Below are 17,324 nucleotides of genomic sequence, written 5' to 3' on the forward strand. Positions count from 1 at the left end.
AAAAGGTGATTCTGACCTGCGTGATGCGTAGCAGCCCGCAACGAAGCGGACAGGAATCGCAGGCAAAAAAAAACCCGGAAATCCTCACTTGCGTGGGCCTTCCGGATTTTCTAAACCGCCAAAAATGGTGGGTCGTGTGGGATTCGAACCTACGACCAATTGGTTAAAAGCCAACTGCTCTACCAACTGAGCTAACGACCCGCTGTGTGGTGGCGCGTATAATACTGATTTTTAAGGACTATTCAACACCTATTTTGAAATAAATCAAAAATAAGGGGTTGGATCGCTGATTCCGGCCGCCGCAAAGCCTTCTGCACGCAGTCGGCAGCTGTCGCACTTGCCACATGCACGACCGTTATCGTCGGCCTGATAGCAGGAAACGGTCAGTCCGTAGTTCACGCCAAGCTTCACGCCGGCCTGGACGATCTGCGCCTTGCTGAGGTTTTGCAGCGGTGCCTGGATACGGAAGCCATTGCCTTCCACGCCGGCTTTGGTTGCCAGGTTGGCCATGCGCTCGAACGACTTGATGAACTCGGGACGGCAGTCTGGGTAACCGGAGTAATCCACCGCATTGACGCCGATGAAGATGTCCCGTGCGCCGAGCACTTCTGCCCAGCCCAGGGCCAGGGACAGGAACACCGTGTTACGCGCAGGCACGTAAGTCACCGGAATGCCCTCACCCAACTCTTCCGGAATATCGATGCTGCGGTCAGTCAGCGCCGAGCCACCCATGCCGTTCAGGTTCAGGCCGATCACCTTGTGCTCGACCACACCCAAGTCCCGTGCCACACGCTCGGCGGCGTACAGTTCGGCGTGAGAGCGCTGACCGTAGTCGAAGCTCATGGTGTAGCAGCTATAGCCTTCGGCACGGGCCATGGCCACGACGGTCGCCGAATCCAGGCCACCGGACAGCAGGATGACCGCACGTTTTTCAGCAGTATTGAGTTGTTCAGTCATTTCAGCGCCCCGGCTCGTCATTCCATAGATATTTATGCAGCTGCAGTTGCAAACGCACTGGCAGGTTGTCCGCCACCACCCAATCCGCCAGATCCCGGGCATTGAGATCATGGTGACTTGGGGAGAACAGGACTTCACCGGCACGCAGGTTGAGACCGTACTGGATCAGCTTGGAAACGGACCAGTCATAGTCCTCTCGCGAGCAGATGACAAACTTCACCTGATCGTTGGGCGTGAGCAGCTCAATGTTTTCATAGCGATTGCGGTGTGCTTCCTTCGAACCCGGGGTTTTCAGGTCGACAACGCGACTGACCCGGGAATCTACTGCCGAGATATCGATGGAGCCACTGGTTTCCAGTGACACTTCGTAACCGGCGTCACACAAGCGCTTGAGCAAGGGAATGGCGTTTGGCTGTGCCAGGGGCTCGCCGCCCGTGACGCAGACATAACGCGGGCGAAACCCTGCAACCTGCTCGAGGATGTCGTCGAGGGTGCGAATGGTTCCGCCGTTGAACGCGTAGGCGCTGTCGCAGTATTGGCAACGCAGGGGGCAACCGGTCAGGCGCACAAAAACAGTGGGCAGGCCGGCAGTCCGCGTTTCACCCTGCAACGAGTAGAAAACTTCGGTGATTCTCAATGTGTCTTGCATAGTCGCCACGGGCGTAACAGCTAAACAGGCTGTCCGCCTCCGTCAGGCACTTGAAGGAACCCCGGCAAAGCGCAGGCCCCTAAAAGCGTGTTTCATAAAAAGGGCGTGAATTCTAACGAAAAAACCCGCGACAAGCGCGGGTTTCTTTGAAACGGGTCAAGCAGGCTTACATTTTTTGCAGATCGCGCTGGGCCAGCTGAGCGGCGGAAGTGCCCGGATATTGGGACACCACCTGCTGCAGAATGCCTTTGACCCGGTCGGTATGACCCAGGCGACGCTCTACATCAGCAAGCTTGTACAGCGAGTCCGGCACTTTGGCGTGCTTGGGATACAGCTGCGAAACCTTGGCAAATGCCTGACCCGCGCCTTGCAGATCGCCTTTGGCCAGGTTCACTTCGCCCAACCAGTATTGGGCGTTGCCCGCGTACTGGCTGTTCGGGTATTTGCGCAGGAAAGCGGCAAAAGCCTGGCTGGCCTTGTCGAAATCCTTCGCCTTGATCAGGTCGAAGGCAGCATCGTAATAGAGCTTTTCCTTCGCCGGATCCGCCGGCTCGCTACCCGCGGCAGGTGCTTGAGCGGCGGCTGCGCCTGCTGCCGCACCTGCTGCTGCACCAGCGGCATTCATATCACCACCGGTGGAAGAATTTTCAGGAGTCGCGGCTGGTGCAACGCCGGTTCCTATGCGCCGATCAAGATCCTGGTATCGCTCCAGGTTTTCCTGCTTCATGCGCGCTACATCATTTTGCAGAACCTCGATCGCACCTTGCTGGCGCTCGATCTGTTGCTGCATTGATTGCAGTTGGTTGAACAGCTCGCCCTGTGCCGAGACAGGGGCCGAAACCCCTCCCCCGGCATAGGCGCCGTTCGTACCGTAACCTGCAGGCGGATAACTGCTCCCGCTAGTGTTATAGCCGGAGTCATTATCGACCACAGGAACCGCAGCCCACACCGCTAGCGGCGCGAGGCTGAGAGCCAGGACAGTTACAGCACGACGGCACGTTCGCATGACGAATTACTTACGCAGTTCGACGCGACGGTTTTGAGCCCAGGACTGCTCGTCGTTGCCGGTAGCAACTGGACGCTCTTCGCCGTAGGAAACCAGTTCCAGCTGAGCTGGGGAAACACCTTGCAGTACCAGGTAGCGCTGAACGGCTTTCGCACGACGCTCGCCCAGTGCCATGTTGTACTCACGAGTACCACGTTCGTCGGTGTTGCCTTCCAGAACAACGCGAGCGCCGTTTGCTTTCAGGTCTTTGGCGTGAACGTCCAGAGCGCGCATGGCTTCTGGCTTCAGGTCCGAACTGTCGTATTCGAAGTAGAAAGTGGTGATAGCGCGCAGTGCAGCTTCTTCGCTCAGGGAGCCGTCAACTGCACCAGTGTTTGCGCCGTAACCAGCGTTTGGATCTACCGCGCCTTCACCGGCATTGTCGCCGCCTTTGGACGAGCAACCTACAGCTACAGCCATGGCCAGTGCCAGCGCAGCAAATTTACCAAACTTCAGCATTTCCATCGTGAAACTCCTAATGAACCCCAGTGTGTTAAGTACAACGTATAGCGCCGCGTCAGTTCAGGTAAGGGGACCAGGAAGGTTCTCTGACTTCGCCTTGTGCGGTAGGAAGCGGGAGCCTTACGCGTCCATTGATGGACACGAGCATCAAGACTCCCCGGCCCTGCTGGCGGGTGGCGTAGATTACCATGGTGCCGTTGGGCGCGACAGTAGGCGACTCGTCCAGAGTGCTATCAGTGAGGATTTTTACACTACCGCGCTGCAAATCCTGGGCTGCCACCTTGAAATTGGTGAAGCCATCCTGACGGTGAATCATGACAAGCGTCTTTTCATCAGCTGACAGTTTAGGGTTGGCATTGTAGTTACCGACGAAAGTCACGCGTTCGGCACCGCCACCACCGGCACTGGTCTTGTAAATCTGCGGTTTGCCGCCGCGGTCGGACGTGAAGTAGATAGTCGAGCCATCCTTGCCCCAGAACGGTTCGGTGTTGATGCCGGGACCGTTGGTAACGCGGCTGATCTGACGCGAACCCAGGTTCATCACATAGATGTCCGGGTTGCCGTCTTTGGACAGCACGAACGCCAGGCGATTGCCATCCGGCGACCAGGCTGGCGCACCGTTCAGGCCTTCGAAGTTGGTGATCTGCTCACGACGACCGGTGTCGATGTTCTGCATGAAGATGCGTGGGCGCTTCTGCTCGAAGGAGACATAAGCGATGCGCTTGCCATCCGGTGCGAAACGCGGCGACAGGATCGGCTCGCGCGACTGCAGCAGGGTCACGGCGCGAGCACCGTCATAGTCCGAACGTTGCAGAGTGTAGCGAGTGTTGTTCTCGGAGAAACGCTCGGCCGTTACGTACAGCAGGCGAGTCGAGAAGGCACCCTTGATACCCGTGAGTTTTTCGAACGACTGGTCGGAGATGTAGTGCGCCATGTCGCGCAGCTGATCGACGCCGCCGGACACGCTGCCGGTCAGCACTTGCTGCTCGGTGGCCACGTTGAACAGTGCGTATTGCACCTGCAGGCGACCGCCCGCCGGCACAATGCTGCCGACCATGACGTACTGGGCACCCAGGGCCTTGAAGTCACGGAAGATGATTTCGCTGGCCTGGCTCGGCTGGCTGATCATGTTCTGCTTTGGAAGCGGCGAGTAGTAACCCGAGTTGCGCAGGTCATTACCGATGATTTCCGCCATGTCGTCCGGCAGCACGCTACCGCCCTGGAAGCCGAACGGCACGACTGCGATCGGGGTCGCCCGATCGCTGCCGCTGGTAACCAGAATGTTTTTCTCATCTGCCATCGCCATCCCTGCCATGCAGCAGATAACGACCAGCATTCCTCGAAGAAGGTTTCTCACAAGGCTAGATCCTCAGGTGTGAATGTCATCTTGAATGAACGATACGGAGCGAAATCACTCGGCTTCATTCCCTGCATTTCTGTCAAACGTCCAATATTCTTCACTGCTGCAACAGCCGATGCGTCAAACGGACCGTCGCCACTGGACTTGGAGACGCTGACCGAAGTCACCGTACCGTCCGGCAACATGCCGATTTGCAACACGACCGTCATGCCTTTGCGTGCCGAAGGTGGACGAGCCCAGCCTTCCGCTGCACGCGCACGAATCAGGTCATCGAAACTGCCGGCGACTTCGTCGCCCTGCTCATCGGCCAAGGCCTGCTGACGCTGCGGCGTGTCGGAAAGCAAATCTGCCAGGGCCTGGGCCTTTTTGTCTTCGGCGGATTTACGCGCCGCATCCTGCGATTTCTTCTTCGCAGCATCGGCGGCAGCTTTCTTCTTCGCTTCCTCGGCGACTTTCTTCTTCGCCTCTTCAGCTTCAGCTTTCTTCTTGGCGTCTTCCGCGGCTTTCTTCTTCGCGTCTTCGACGATCTTTTTCTTGGCTTCTTCAGCGGCCGCTTTCTTGGCCTCTTCTTCCGCGGCTTTCTTTGCTTCTTCTTCGGCTTTCTTCTTGGCTATATCAGCCAATTGTTTCTCTTCTGCCTTCTTGGCTTCCGCGGTTTTCTTCGCATCGTCGGCTTTCTTGGCTTCGTCAGCCTTTTTCGCCTCGTCCGCTTTCTTCGCCTCGTCGGCCTTCTTGGCTTCTTCGGCCTTTTGAGCCGCCTCTTCTTTCTTTTGTTCCGCAGCCTTCACCGCTTCCTGCTCGACCTTTTTCTGTTCCATCTGCTCGACTTCGGTCTGACGCGCAGCGGATTTCTGCGCTTCACCGGCAATCTTCTGATTGGTCTGGGTGGTCGCCCGACTTTTCGATTTCAGCTGGTACAAGGTCGCCTGGACAATCGGCTTGGCAGGCGGCAGTTCCGGGGTAAAGGCAAAACTGACGAACAGCATGCCGAACACCAGCACGTGCAAGCCAATCGCCCAGACACTAGGCCAGAAGTAGCTTTCCGAGGCGGACGGCTCTCGCTGTTGCTGCATCAGGGCGCCTCGGTAATCAAGCCAACATTACCGACCCCGGCTTTCTGCAACCCGCCCATCGCGCCCATGACGGAGCCGTAATCGACGGATTTGTCGCCGCGAATGAAGACCTGGGTACGCTTGCCGCCTTCGTTGCCGACACGAATGATCTTGGTCACCGCGTCAGTCATCTGCGGCAGGGTCATGGCCCGATCCTGCTGCTTTTCGGTGTCGACTTCGCTGCCAAGGTTCCAGTAGTAGGTCTTGTCGGATTTGATGGAAATGGTCAGGACCTGGGTGTTGTTGTCCTGCGGCAAGGCTTCACTGGAAACCTTGGGCAGATCAACTTTCACGCCCTGATTGAGCATCGGAGCGGTCACCATGAAGATGACCAGCAGCACCAACATCACGTCGATGTAAGGCACCACGTTCATCTCGGCGACCGGCTTGCGCTTTTTGCGAGCTCGAGCGATTAAAGCCATTGGAAATTACCTGCTTATTCTTCGCTGGTGTGCACTTTGCGGTGCAGGATCGCCTGGAACTCGTCGGCGAAGGTGTAGTAGCGGCCCAGCAGGGTTTCGCTGCGAGCAGCAAAACGGTTGTAAGCGATAACGGCTGGAATGGCAGCGAACAGACCGATCGCGGTGGCGATCAGTGCTTCGGCGATACCCGGGGCCACAGTGGCCAGGGTCGCTTGCTGGGCGGTGGCCAGGCCACGGAAGGAGTTCATGATCCCCCAGACGGTACCGAACAGACCGATGTACGGGCTGACGGAACCAACGGTGGCCAGGAAAGGCAGGCTCTGCTCGAGCTTTTCTTCTTCGCGGGAAATGGCAACGCGCATGGCACGGGCCACACCTTCCATGACCGCTTCCGGGTCAACGCCTGACTGCTGGCGCAGACGGGAGAATTCCTTGAAACCGGCACGGAAGATTTGCTCGACACCCGAATCAGGGTCCGGATTGCTGCCGGCCTGACGGTACAGCTTGGACAGGTCGATACCCGACCAGAAGCGCTCTTCAAAGCTCTCCAGGGCACGTCGACCGGCGCGCAGCAGGTTGCTGCGCTGAAAGATCATGATCCACGAGGTCACCGATGCGGCTACCAGGATCAGCATTACCAGTTGCACCACGATACTGGCATTGCTGACCAGGCTCCACATGGAGGAATGGTCGACGACGTTAGCTTCCACGCTTTATCTCCTGCTTTGAGTGTGTACCCGCGCCGCTCACGTCGGCAAAGGCCGCTCGTAGAGCTTCGGGAATGGCCCGGGGTTTCAAACTTTCAGTGCGCACACAGGCCACCAGAAACTGCCCTTCGCAGAGCAGTGCATTATCCGTTGCCCGCCTGACCTGCTGTTTGAAGCGCAGGCTGGCACGGTTCAATTCGATTACCTCGGCGCTTACCAGCAGTTCGTCATCCAGTCGCGCCGGCGCGTGGTAGCGCGCTTCGCTGGAATGCACGACGAACAACAGGTCCTCCCCGACAAGCTGCGATTGGGCAAAGCCCAGATCTCGTAGCCGCTCGGTTCGAGCCCGTTCCATAAACTTGAGGTAATTAACGTAATACACGATGCCGCCCGCATCGGTGTCCTCGTAATAAACGCGACAACGATGTGCGAAAGGCTCAAGCCCGTTTTGCGCGCGCATACTCTAGTGCTTACTCCTCAGGTTGCCAATCCGGCATGGCAACTGTTTTTCATTGTTCTGCGGCTTTCTCGTGAAAGTACGGTCCTGGGACCCTACATTGCCCGAAAAAATCAGCACGCAATGTTAATTAATCGTCAGCGGCATTGAGAAACTCGTCTACCACGGGCATTTCGCCCAATCGTGACGGAATGTTTAAACCGAAATGCAGGTAAGCATGCCGCGTCACCACCCGCCCCCGAGGCGTACGCATGATGTAACCCTGCTGGATCAGGTAAGGCTCCAGCACGTCTTCGATGGTGTGACGCTCTTCGCTGATGGCTGCGGCCAGGCTGTCGACCCCTACTGGCCCGCCGTCGAATTTCTCGATCATGGTCAGCAACAGACGCCGGTCCTGGTGATCGAAGCCACGCTCGTCGACGTCCAGCAGGTTCAGCGCCAGGTCGGCAATCGGCTTGGTGATATGCCCCTTGGCGCGAACTTCGGCGAAATCACGCACCCGGCGCAGCAGCCTGTTGGCGATGCGCGGCGTGCCACGGGCACGGCGGGCGATTTCGAAGGCGCCTTCCGGGTCCAGCGGCAAACCGAGGATGCTCGCCGAACGACTGACAATCGTCGACAGGTCGGCGGTATTGTAAAACTCAAGACGCTGAACGATGCCGAAACGGTCACGCAACGGGTTGGTGAGCATCCCCGCCCGCGTCGTTGCGCCGACCAGGGTGAACGGTGGCAGGTCCAGCTTGATCGAACGCGCGGCCGGCCCCTCACCGATCATGATGTCGAGCTGGAAATCCTCCATGGCCGGGTACAGCACCTCTTCGACGATGGGCGACAGGCGATGGATTTCGTCGATAAACAGCACATCGTGAGGTTCAAGGTTGGTCAACAACGCCGCCAGGTCACCAGGGCGCTCCAGCACCGGCCCCGAGGTGCTCTTGATCGACACCCCCATTTCCTGGGCGATGATGTTGGCGAGGGTGGTCTTGCCCAGGCCGGGCGGCCCGAAGATCAGCGTGTGATCCAGGGATTCGTTACGACCGCGAGCGGCCTGAATGAACAACTCCATCTGCTCGCGAACGGTCGGCTGGCCAATGTATTCGGCCAGGCTGACCGGGCGAATGGCGCGGTCCTGGACTTCTTCGCGCTCACGCGGGCTGTGCGTGGCAGCGATCAGACGATCAGCTTCAATCACTTAGATCATTCCCTTCAAGGCGCGACGGATCATGTCTTCACTGCTCAAATCTTTCTCCTTGATCGCAGACACCGCCTTGCTCGCTTCCTGGGGTTTGTAGCCCAGGGAAATCAAGGCGCTGACGGCGTCAGTCTCGGCAGTGTTCACCGGGGCCGGTCCATCCGGCTGGTTCGGCACCAGGGCGAACATGGCCGGTACGGTTTCCCAGGCCTTGAAGCGATCCTTGAGTTCCACCAGCAAGCGTTCGGCGGTTTTCTTGCCGACGCCCGGGACCTTTGTCAGCGCCGAAGTGTCCTGGGACTGTACGCAACGAACCAGTTCGTCGACTTCCAGGCTCGACATCAACGCCAGTGCCAGTTTCGGCCCGACGCCGTTGAGGCGGATCAATTCGCGAAAAAAGTCGCGCTCACGCTTGCCGACAAAACCATAGAGTAACTGTGCGTCTTCGCGCACGACCAAATGGGTATGCAAGGTTAGCGGCTCACCGACCGACGGCAAGCGGTAAAGGGTCGTCATGGGCACTTCAAGTTCATAGCCCAGGCCATTTACATCCAGAATCAGATGAGGAGGCTGCTTCTCAGCCAGGGTGCCGCGCAAACGTCCAATCACGTTACAAATCCTTGAGCGTTGGCCAGCTCTTGGCCAGCGACTGATAGAGCAAGGGAGCATCGCCGACAACCCAGGCGGAACGCCCTCACTCCATGAAAATGATTGCTGATGCTATCAGAGACGCAGGCGCCCGCCACGACTGCGTGCAGCTCCCAGCCCATGGGGCAGCAGACTGGAACGGGTGTGAGCGTGGCAGATGGCAATGGCCAGGGCGTCCGAGGCATCGATCTGGGGTTTGCTGGTCAATTTCAGCATGTGCATGACCATCATCTGCACTTGCTCTTTATTAGCAGCACCAGTGCCAACCACCGCTTGTTTGACCTGGGTTGCGGAGTACTCGGCAATTTCCAGGTTTTCCTCGGCGCCTGCCACAATCGCTGCGCCACGGGCCTGCCCCAGTTTCAGGGCGGAATCGGCGTTACGGGCCATGAACACCTTTTCGATCCCCATGGTCACCGGATGGTACGTCTGAATGATCTCCCGCACCCCGCGATAGACAATCTGCAGTCGCTCATGCAGCTCGCCGGCACCGGTGCGGATACAACCGGAGGCGACGTACTCACAGCCGCGACCGGTATCACGAACCACACCGTAACCGGTGATGCGCGAACCGGGGTCGATACCAAGAATTAAAGTCATAACGCCTGCAGAAAGAGATCGCGGTTAACGGAGGATAACCGTGTAGGAGCTGCCAAAGGCTGCGATCATTTAAATAAAAAGCCAAAAATCAAAAGATCGCAGGCTTCGCCAGCTCCTACAGAGGCTGGTGAAAACTGCGATCTTTATCGATGCCTCAACCGAGCTGCGCGGCCACCGACTCCGGAATTTCCGCGTTAGAGTAGACGTTTTGCACGTCGTCCAGGTCTTCGAGCATGTCGATCAGCTTGAGGACTTTCTCGGCGCCTTCCAGATCGAGTTCGGCGCTGGTGGTCGGCAACATGACGATTTCCGCGTCGTCACCTTTGAAACCCGCCGCTTCCAGTGCGTTACGCACGGAATAGAACCCGGCAAACGAGGTGAACACATCGATCGAACCGTCTTCGTTGGTCACCACGTCATCGGCGTCGGCTTCCATGGCGGCTTCCATCAGTGCGTCTTCGTCAACGCCGGCAGCGAAGGAGATCTGCCCCTTGCGCTCGAACAGATAGGCCACCGAACCGTCAGTCCCCAGGTTGCCGCCACATTTGCTGAACGCGTGACGAACAGCGGCTGCAGTGCGATTACGGTTGTCGGTCATGCATTCGACCATCACCGCGACACCACCCGGACCATAACCTTCGTAGGTCAGCTCGACCATGTCGTCGGTATCGGCGGCACCGGCACCACGGGCAACTGCCCGGTCGATGATGTCGCGACTCATGTTCGCGCCAAGGGCCTTGTCCAACGCCAGGCGCAGACGCGGATTGGAACCTGGATCACCGCCACCCTGGCGAGCAGCAACGGTCAGCTCACGAATCCACTTGGTGAAAATCTTGCCTTTTTTGGCATCCTGACGTTCTTTGCGGTGCTTGATGTTCGCCCACTTGGAATGACCTGCCATAACTCGCTCCGAATTCTCTTTGAAACATTGCCCGCTACGCCGCATTGCGCCGGCCGGCAAACAAAAATCTTGAACAGCTCTATCTATACAGAAAGGGCGCATCCACAGATGCGCCCTTCAGGTCAGCCTTACTCGGCCTTAGGCGTTTCGCGCAGACGAATATGCAATTCGCGCAATGCCTTGGCATCCACCTGGCCCGGTGCCTGAGTCATGACATCTGCCGCGCTCTGGGTTTTCGGGAAGGCGATCACTTCACGGATCGACTGGGCGCCGGTCATCAGCATCACCAGACGGTCCAGACCGAAGGCCAGGCCACCGTGCGGCGGCGCGCCGTACTTCAGGGCGTCGAGCAGGAAGCCGAATTTCTCCTCCTGCTCCGCTTCGTTGATGCCCAGCAGGCGGAAGACCGCTTGTTGCATCTCTTTGCGGTGGATACGAATCGAACCGCCACCCAGCTCGGTGCCGTTCAACACCATGTCGTAGGCACGGGACAAAGCGCCCGCCGGGTTGGCTTCCAGCTCCGCCGGGGAGCACTTCGGCGCGGTGAACGGGTGGTGCAAGGCGCTGAAGCTGCCGTCGTCGTTCTCTTCGAACATCGGGAAGTCAACGACCCACATCGGAGCCCATTCGCAGGTCAGCAGGCTCAGGTCGTGGCCGAGCTTGATGCGCAATGCGCCCAACGCTTCGCTGACGATCTTGGCCTTGTCGGCGCCGAAGAACACGATATCGCCATCAACTGCACCAACACGATCCAGGATCACGTTGAGGTTGGCTTCAGGGATGTTCTTCACGATCGGCGATTGCAGACCGTCAACGCCATTGGCGCGCTCGTTGACCTTGATGTACGCCAGGCCCTTGGCACCGTAGATGCCGACAAACTTGGTGTAGTCGTCGATCTGCTTGCGCGGCATGCTCGCGCCGCCAGGCACGCGCAGGGCGGCGATGCGGCATTTCGGGTCGTTGGCCGGGCCGCTGAACACCTTGAAGTCGACTTCCTTGAGCTGATCGGCAACGTCCACCAGTTCCAGCGGGTTACGCAGGTCTGGCTTGTCGGAACCGTAACGGCGCATGGCTTCTTCGAAGGTCATGTGCGGGAACTCGCCGAACTCCAGGCCCAGCACTTCCTTGAACAGGTTGCGGATCATTTGCTCGGTCAGGCCCATGATCTCTTTTTCATCGAGGAAGCTGGTCTCGATGTCGATCTGGGTGAATTCCGGCTGGCGGTCGGCCCGCAGGTCTTCGTCACGGAAGCACTTGGCGATCTGGTAGTAACGGTCGAAGCCGGCCACCATCAGCAGCTGTTTGAACAGCTGTGGCGATTGCGGCAAGGCAAAGAATGAACCTGCGTGAGTACGGCTCGGCACAAGGTAGTCGCGCGCGCCTTCCGGGGTGGCACGGGTCAGGATCGGCGTCTCGACGTCGAGGAAGCCGTTCTCGTCCAGGAAGCGGCGGATGCTGGTGGTCATGCGTGAACGCAGACGCAGCTTCTCGGCCATTTCCGGGCGACGCAGGTCGAGGAAGCGATAGCGCAGGCGGGTTTCTTCACCGACGTCGGAGAACTCGTTCAGCGGGAACGGCGGGGTTTCCGATTCGTTCAGCACTTCCAGCTCGTAACCCAGGACTTCGATCATGCCCGACGCCATGTTGGCGTTGGTCGCCCCGGCCGGACGCAGGCGAACCTTGCCGGTGATCTTCACGACGTACTCGCTGCGCACGCGATCGGCAGCAGCGAAGGTTTCAGCGCGATCCGGATCGAACACGACCTGGGCCAGACCATCACGATCACGGATATCGAGGAAAATCACCCCACCGTGGTCACGGCGACGGTGGACCCATCCGCAAAGGGTAATTTCCTGGCCGTCCAGGCTTTCGTTCAGTTGGCCGCAATAATGGCTGCGCATCATGGTCGTGGTTTCACTTCTCGTAATTCGAAATTCGGTTGGAGGCCTTGGGCACATCCACTATGGGATGATGCAAGAGCCCACGCGTGTCGTTCAACTCAGGTCACAACTCAGGGGCCGGGCCTTAGTCAGCTTTGTCGCCGCCGGCCAGGTTCTTCTTGGAACCGGTCTTGAAATCGGTTTCGTACCAACCCGTGCCGCTGAGGCGGAAGCCCGGCATGGACAGCAACTTTTTAAGCTCTGGCGCCTGACAGACAGGGCAGTCGACCAGCGGTGCATCGCTGATCTTTTGAATGGCTTCCAACTGATGACCACAGGAAGCACATTGATAATCGTACATCGGCATGGAGGTTGTCTCGGCGATCAGATTGCTACCGCACACGCAGGGTTTTGCGGCAAAGAGCGGGATTATATCCATTAAATGCGGCCTGTGCAGCCGTAAGACTGCACGGACCGACACTCTGCTGTTTTCGCCGTCCAGACTAGGCCATGGCGATGCCCCCCCCTTCCTTGAGACTGTGTACGACGCAGACAACCCGCACCAATCCACTGAAGTTCCTTACCCCGCCATGACGCAAGTGAACTTCGCGATCCACATGAGACAACAGGTTATTGACCGAGCAACCATTGACCCGGGCCATCGCCCCCAAAATATCCCAATAAACCTGCTCGAGCCGCAAACAGGTGGCGAAGCCATTCAATCGTACGGAGCGGGAGAAGGGCTGGGCCAGCCCCATATCGAACTCGCGAACAAACGGATCAACCCATACATCCTTGTGCGAACCGTATCGCCCCTCTTCTTGCCTTTCATAAACCATAACGCTGACACTCCTTTGCCATCTGGTTTCTTTAAAGCGCAACTGTGTGTCGACTTATAAAAACTCAGGTGCAAAGGTATTTTCCAGCCGACTTTATGACCCTCGACGTAGGATAAGCCAACAACTTTTGGCAGACCCTGGAGAGCGTCCTACTCCAGACATTTTCCCACGCAACGAAGCGATGCGCCCTTCAGAAACACCCTATGGAATGGTCCAGCAAAGAAGATCGCGGAGCATCCACGCCGCTTTTCATGCACCGGCATCCGCGAGGTCAGCAAGTCGGTCGCAGGAAGGTACCGCTACCCCGTAACTTGGGGCAACCTGCGTCAATTCGCCCCGAAAAGAGCCGCCGGACGCCCTGATTTGAGTAGCCTGCGGCTTTGCTGTTAAATAGACAGTGTGTCGCCAGTGCCTATTTTTTCCGGGCACGGCGCATAGGCTGATACCGGGTACGTGTCCAACGCCTCTTTATTATCTTGAAGCGAACCGTGCGCCATCAGCTCTTCCTTGTGAGCTGTCTTAACGTGAGTTAATCAAAATGTTGAAAATCGTCCATCTGTTGATAGGCGCAGCGGCCTTGCTGCTGTCCTTCATCCCTAGCCTGCAATCCGAAGCCTTACCTTACCTGCAACAACCCGACGCACTGTACCTGGCCTTTTTCGGCCTGCTCAACCTTACGCTTGCACCAGTCATCCCTTACTGGAACAAAGGCCCGCGTCACCAACTGCAAAACCTGGTCAGCGCCCTGCTGGTGCTGAGCGTGGTCCTGCAAACCCTGACGCTGATCGCACCGATGCCCGTCATCGCCGGTCAACCCGCCGTACTGTTCAGCCTGGTCGCAACCCTGATCGCCGTTGCCCTGCACCTCGGCATCAGCTTTTACAAGTCGTCACCAGCCGCTGCCTCGCCAAGCTACGACATGAGCAACCGTGATACCGGCACCGTCAAGTGGTTCAACACATCCAAAGGCTTCGGCTTCATCTCCCGCGACTCCGGCGACGATATCTTCGTCCACTTCCGGGCCATTCGCGGTGAAGGCCACCGTGTCCTGGTCGAAGGCCAGCGCGTGGAGTTCTCCGTCATGAATCGTGACAAAGGCCTGCAAGCCGAAGATGTGATCGCCGCACTGCCGCGCCGCTGACTCAAGGCTAAAAAAAACCGCGCACAGCCGAGCTGTCCGCGGTTTTTTCATGCCTGTGACTTGCTTAATAGTGCGGCGGAGGCGCTTCTTCTTCGAATGACTCGAACTGTCCGACCATTTCCTCCTGTCGCTTGAGCAGCGCGGCCATTTGCAACTGCAGGCGCTCCACCACCCGCTGCTGCGCCACCAGCACATCGTTCAACGCCTGGATGGTGTCATCCTGAAACGCCAGACGGCTTTCAAGCTCGGTAACGCGTTCTTCCAGGCTCATGATTCAGCCCTCCAGAAACGTAAAATCATCTGTCAATATCAAGCGCAAACGCTCGCGAATCGCGGCGATCTGCTCCGAACCGTAAGGTTTTGCCGGATGTTTACCCCAAACCGGCGCCGGCCAGGCGGCATCTTCGCGCTTACGCACGATTACATGCATGTGCAACTGACTGACGACATTGCCCAGCGCCGCCACATTCAACTTGTCCGCATCGAACGCGTCCTTGAGTCCTTGCGACAGCGCAGTGGTTTCCTGCCAAAGCTGTTGCTGGTCTGCGACATCCAACTGAAATATCTCGCTGATAGCCTCACGACGAGGTACCAGGATGAACCAGGGATAGTTCGAATCGTTGGACAGCAACAACCGGCAGAGCGGAAAGTCCCCGATCGGTAACGTGTCTTGTTGAAGTCGTGGATCTAAAGCGAACACTGCGCGTACTCCCGCCGGGGCATCATTTTTCAGCTTAGCGCCCATCCTGACCGGACAGCGCACCAAGCGACCGGATGGCAGCATACCTGCGAACGACGCAGGCTTCACGGCGAACCTTGCCTCGAGGCCACGAGCGCCAGCAAAAACTGATAGCCGCCCCCGGACAGGACTATTTTTTTCACCGTGCACCATTACAGAACCGAACGACAGGCAAAACACGCCGAAATGACTGAGCAACAAGGAAAAGTTCGCTTCAGCCAAGGGCTCGAAAGAGGTGAATTCAATACAAGGCTAAAATTTTTTGCACCAAAACCGCACAGTGGGTCTACGCTGGGTGCTTCGACATCCGCCATTTACTCAGTGGCGGGGTGAACCGGTAACATTTCCGGTTGCCAGGCTGTCGACCAGAAGGGTGCAACATGATGTAAGGCAAGGCGTCAAGCCCAAACCGAAAGCGCTTGAACCCCCCGGTTTCATGAGGTTTTTACAGCACTTGGCAGTCAATTAGAAAAAAAGCGTAACAAAACACGATTTTGTGCACGCTTGTTGCATTCATACCCAATATCGCCGGAGTGGCACCCGCGGGAAGCGGAGCCCCTCAGGCAAAAAAAATAGTGGCAAGGTAGCCCGATGGAGATTCAAACGTTTCACCAGGACTCTTTTTAGCGACGACAAGGCGCAGAAAACAGCATTAAAGTTGTCCGCCCTGTTGCGTCGGAGCTGGAAATTTGCGACATCTACCATGCTGTTTGCGACAGGGTCGTAAAGAAGGCGAAAGGTTAGATGCGCAAGTATCGCCAACATTGTCGGCGTGATATAAGTTTGCGCCGACACAAAAAGAAAGAGCCGCCCAGATAATAAAACAGGTGGGACGGCAGTACTCTTCTAAAACCAAAGGAGCAAATCACGATGCGCGTGATGAAGTGGAGCATGATCGCACTGGCAGTTGCAGCAGCCGCCAGTACCCAATTGGCTACGGCCGCCCCTTTCGTAAGTGACCAGGCTGAAGCCAAAGGTATTGTTGAAGACAGCACGCTGAACTTGCTGGTTCGCAACTACTACTTCAACCGTGATAACAAAGATGGCCGCAACGACCAGAAAGACTGGACCCAAGGCATCTGGGGCAATTTCAGCTCCGGTTACACCCAAGGCCTGATCGGTGTTGGTGTTGATGCATTCGGTTACCTGGCAATCAAACTGGACGGCGGTGATGGCACCGGCGGCACCGGCAACATGAGCCGCGACGCCGATGGCGAAGTCAACGACAGCCAGGGCAAAGCAGGCGGCGCAGTTAAATTCCGCGTATCCAAGACCGAGCTGAAAGTCGGCGACATGCAGCCAAGCACTGCTCCAGTGTTTGCAGTTGGCGGTTCCCGCATCCTTCCTCAAACTGCCAGCGGCATCCAGCTGCAGAGCAGCGAAGTCAAAGACCTTGACCTCGAAGCCGGTCACTTCTACTCGGCGACCAGCCAGGACCGCAACGCCCGTGACGGCGGCCTGTATGCAACCTACGCTGGCGTAGAAGCCAACAGCATCGACTACTTCGGTGGTAAATACGGCATCACCGACAACCTGTCGGCATCGCTGTATGGCGCCAAGCTGGAAGACATCTGGAACCAGTACTACGCCAACCTGAACTACACCATTCCGCTGGGTGGCGATGAGTCGCTGAACCTGGACGGTAACATCTACAACACCAAAGATACCGGTGACGCCAAAGCGGGCGAGATCAGCAACACCGCTTACTCCCTGGCAGCCGCTTTCTCGTTCATGAAAGCACACACCATCACCCTGGCCTTCCAGAAGGTTAACGGTGACACTCCGTTCGACTACATCGGCGTGGGCAAGAACAACCGCGGCGGCGACTCGATCTTCCTCGCCAACTCCATCCAGTACTCTGACTTCAACGCCCCTGGCGAGAAGTCTGCCCAGGTTCGTTACGACCTGAAAATGGCTGAGTACGGCGTTCCAGGTCTGAGCTTCATGACCCGTTACGTTAAAGGTTGGGACATCGACGGCACCAAAACTCCTGTAGGCAGCCCTTACGCTGGCCTGTACGGCGAAGACGGCAAGCACAACGAAACCAACTTCGAAGCCAAGTACGTTGTTCAGACTGGCCCGGCAAAAGACCTGTCCTTCCGTATTCGTCAAGCATGGCACTTCGCTAACGCTGACGAAGGTGAAGGCGACGTGAAAGAGTTCCGCTTCATCGTCGACTACCCGCTGTCGGTTTTGTAATCGCATCCAGTTAG

20 protein-coding genes and 1 tRNA gene are annotated in these 17,324 nt (G+C 57.6%); 2 read left to right on the top strand and 19 right to left on the bottom strand.

The window, feature by feature from the left end; translation table 11 throughout:
* Positions 1–125: 125 nt before the first annotated feature.
* The 17 genes from ACM6IT_RS00315 to ACM6IT_RS00395 all read right to left on the bottom strand — a co-directional run bounded on the left by ACM6IT_RS00315 (position 126) and on the right by ACM6IT_RS00395 (position 13,231).
* Positions 126–201: transfer RNA gene (locus ACM6IT_RS00315), tRNA-Lys, on the bottom strand.
* Positions 202–264: 63 nt separating this feature from the next.
* Positions 265–957 carry a 7-cyano-7-deazaguanine synthase QueC gene (gene queC / locus ACM6IT_RS00320; RefSeq protein WP_414917240.1) on the bottom strand — a complete coding sequence of 231 codons (693 nt, stop codon included), beginning with the start codon at positions 955–957 and terminating at the stop codon, positions 265–267.
* A 1-nt stretch (position 958) separates the two neighbouring features.
* Complete coding sequence (gene queE, locus ACM6IT_RS00325; RefSeq protein WP_414917241.1) at positions 959–1,606, bottom strand: 7-carboxy-7-deazaguanine synthase QueE; 648 nt, start codon at positions 1,604–1,606, stop codon at positions 959–961.
* Between the two features lie 166 nt (positions 1,607–1,772).
* Positions 1,773–2,612, bottom strand: a complete 840-nt coding sequence (ybgF, locus tag ACM6IT_RS00330; RefSeq protein WP_414917242.1) for a tol-pal system protein YbgF — start codon at positions 2,610–2,612, stop codon at positions 1,773–1,775.
* Positions 2,613–2,618: 6 nt separating this feature from the next.
* Positions 2,619–3,116 (bottom strand): peptidoglycan-associated lipoprotein Pal, encoded by a 498-nt coding sequence (pal, locus tag ACM6IT_RS00335; RefSeq protein WP_003178634.1) that lies wholly within the window; start codon positions 3,114–3,116, stop codon positions 2,619–2,621.
* A 52-nt stretch (positions 3,117–3,168) separates the two neighbouring features.
* Complete coding sequence (gene tolB, locus ACM6IT_RS00340; RefSeq protein WP_167362903.1) at positions 3,169–4,449, bottom strand: Tol-Pal system beta propeller repeat protein TolB; 1,281 nt, start codon at positions 4,447–4,449, stop codon at positions 3,169–3,171.
* Positions 4,450–4,466: 17 nt separating this feature from the next.
* A complete protein-coding gene (gene tolA, locus ACM6IT_RS00345; protein ID WP_056726036.1) occupies positions 4,467–5,546 on the bottom strand; it encodes a cell envelope integrity protein TolA in 1,080 nt (359 codons plus the stop codon).
* Positions 5,546–5,998, bottom strand: coding sequence for a protein TolR (tolR, locus tag ACM6IT_RS00350; RefSeq protein ID WP_162135951.1), 453 nt, complete (start codon positions 5,996–5,998; stop codon positions 5,546–5,548). Before tolR ends, tolA begins: the two co-directional genes overlap by 1 nt.
* Before the next feature lie 23 nt (positions 5,999–6,021).
* A complete protein-coding gene (gene tolQ, locus ACM6IT_RS00355) occupies positions 6,022–6,717 on the bottom strand; it encodes a protein TolQ (RefSeq protein WP_007897030.1) in 696 nt (231 codons plus the stop codon).
* Complete coding sequence (gene ybgC / locus ACM6IT_RS00360; RefSeq protein ID WP_056726038.1) at positions 6,707–7,174, bottom strand: tol-pal system-associated acyl-CoA thioesterase; 468 nt, start codon at positions 7,172–7,174, stop codon at positions 6,707–6,709. Before ybgC ends, tolQ begins: the two co-directional genes overlap by 11 nt.
* A 127-nt stretch (positions 7,175–7,301) precedes the next feature.
* Positions 7,302–8,363 (bottom strand): Holliday junction branch migration DNA helicase RuvB, encoded by a 1,062-nt coding sequence (gene ruvB, locus ACM6IT_RS00365; protein WP_056726040.1) that lies wholly within the window; start codon positions 8,361–8,363, stop codon positions 7,302–7,304.
* Complete coding sequence (ruvA, locus tag ACM6IT_RS00370; RefSeq protein WP_008052450.1) at positions 8,364–8,972, bottom strand: Holliday junction branch migration protein RuvA; 609 nt, start codon at positions 8,970–8,972, stop codon at positions 8,364–8,366.
* A gap of 114 nt (positions 8,973–9,086) precedes the next feature.
* Positions 9,087–9,611, bottom strand: coding sequence for a crossover junction endodeoxyribonuclease RuvC (gene ruvC / locus ACM6IT_RS00375; RefSeq protein ID WP_046042207.1), 525 nt, complete (start codon positions 9,609–9,611; stop codon positions 9,087–9,089).
* Between the two features lie 154 nt (positions 9,612–9,765).
* Positions 9,766–10,512 (bottom strand): YebC/PmpR family DNA-binding transcriptional regulator, encoded by a 747-nt coding sequence (locus ACM6IT_RS00380; RefSeq protein WP_056726044.1) that lies wholly within the window; start codon positions 10,510–10,512, stop codon positions 9,766–9,768.
* A 128-nt stretch (positions 10,513–10,640) separates the two neighbouring features.
* Positions 10,641–12,416 carry an aspartate--tRNA ligase gene (gene aspS, locus ACM6IT_RS00385; RefSeq protein ID WP_102698376.1) on the bottom strand — a complete coding sequence of 592 codons (1,776 nt, stop codon included), beginning with the start codon at positions 12,414–12,416 and terminating at the stop codon, positions 10,641–10,643.
* A gap of 121 nt (positions 12,417–12,537) precedes the next feature.
* Positions 12,538–12,759 (bottom strand): FmdB family zinc ribbon protein, encoded by a 222-nt coding sequence (locus tag ACM6IT_RS00390; RefSeq protein WP_056726046.1) that lies wholly within the window; start codon positions 12,757–12,759, stop codon positions 12,538–12,540.
* Positions 12,760–12,895: 136 nt separating this feature from the next.
* Entirely contained in the window at positions 12,896–13,231 is a 336-nt protein-coding gene (locus tag ACM6IT_RS00395; RefSeq protein WP_414917243.1) for a ribbon-helix-helix domain-containing protein, read from the bottom strand.
* A 538-nt stretch (positions 13,232–13,769) separates the two neighbouring features.
* Here ACM6IT_RS00395 and ACM6IT_RS00400 point away from each other — a divergent pair.
* Positions 13,770–14,372 (top strand): cold-shock protein, encoded by a 603-nt coding sequence (locus ACM6IT_RS00400; RefSeq protein ID WP_056726050.1) that lies wholly within the window; start codon positions 13,770–13,772, stop codon positions 14,370–14,372.
* 64 nt (positions 14,373–14,436) lie between these two features.
* Here the strand turns inward: ACM6IT_RS00400 and ACM6IT_RS00405 are convergent, their stop codons facing one another.
* Both ACM6IT_RS00405 and ACM6IT_RS00410 read right to left on the bottom strand, forming a co-directional pair.
* On the bottom strand, positions 14,437–14,643 hold the full coding sequence (locus tag ACM6IT_RS00405; RefSeq protein WP_008052459.1) for a SlyX family protein: 207 nt from the start codon (positions 14,641–14,643) through the stop codon (positions 14,437–14,439).
* 3 nt (positions 14,644–14,646) lie between these two features.
* Positions 14,647–15,072 (bottom strand): HIT domain-containing protein, encoded by a 426-nt coding sequence (locus ACM6IT_RS00410; RefSeq protein WP_056726053.1) that lies wholly within the window; start codon positions 15,070–15,072, stop codon positions 14,647–14,649.
* A gap of 909 nt (positions 15,073–15,981) precedes the next feature.
* On the opposite strand from ACM6IT_RS00410, the gene ACM6IT_RS00415 reads away from it, so the two are divergent.
* A complete protein-coding gene (locus ACM6IT_RS00415; protein ID WP_414914646.1) occupies positions 15,982–17,310 on the top strand; it encodes an OprD family porin in 1,329 nt (442 codons plus the stop codon).
* The last annotated feature ends 14 nt before the right edge of the window (positions 17,311–17,324 follow it).

This window comes from Pseudomonas sp. IT-P4 (genome assembly GCF_949767755.1).
Taxonomy (GTDB): Bacteria; Pseudomonadota; Gammaproteobacteria; order Pseudomonadales; family Pseudomonadaceae; genus Aquipseudomonas; species Aquipseudomonas monachiensis.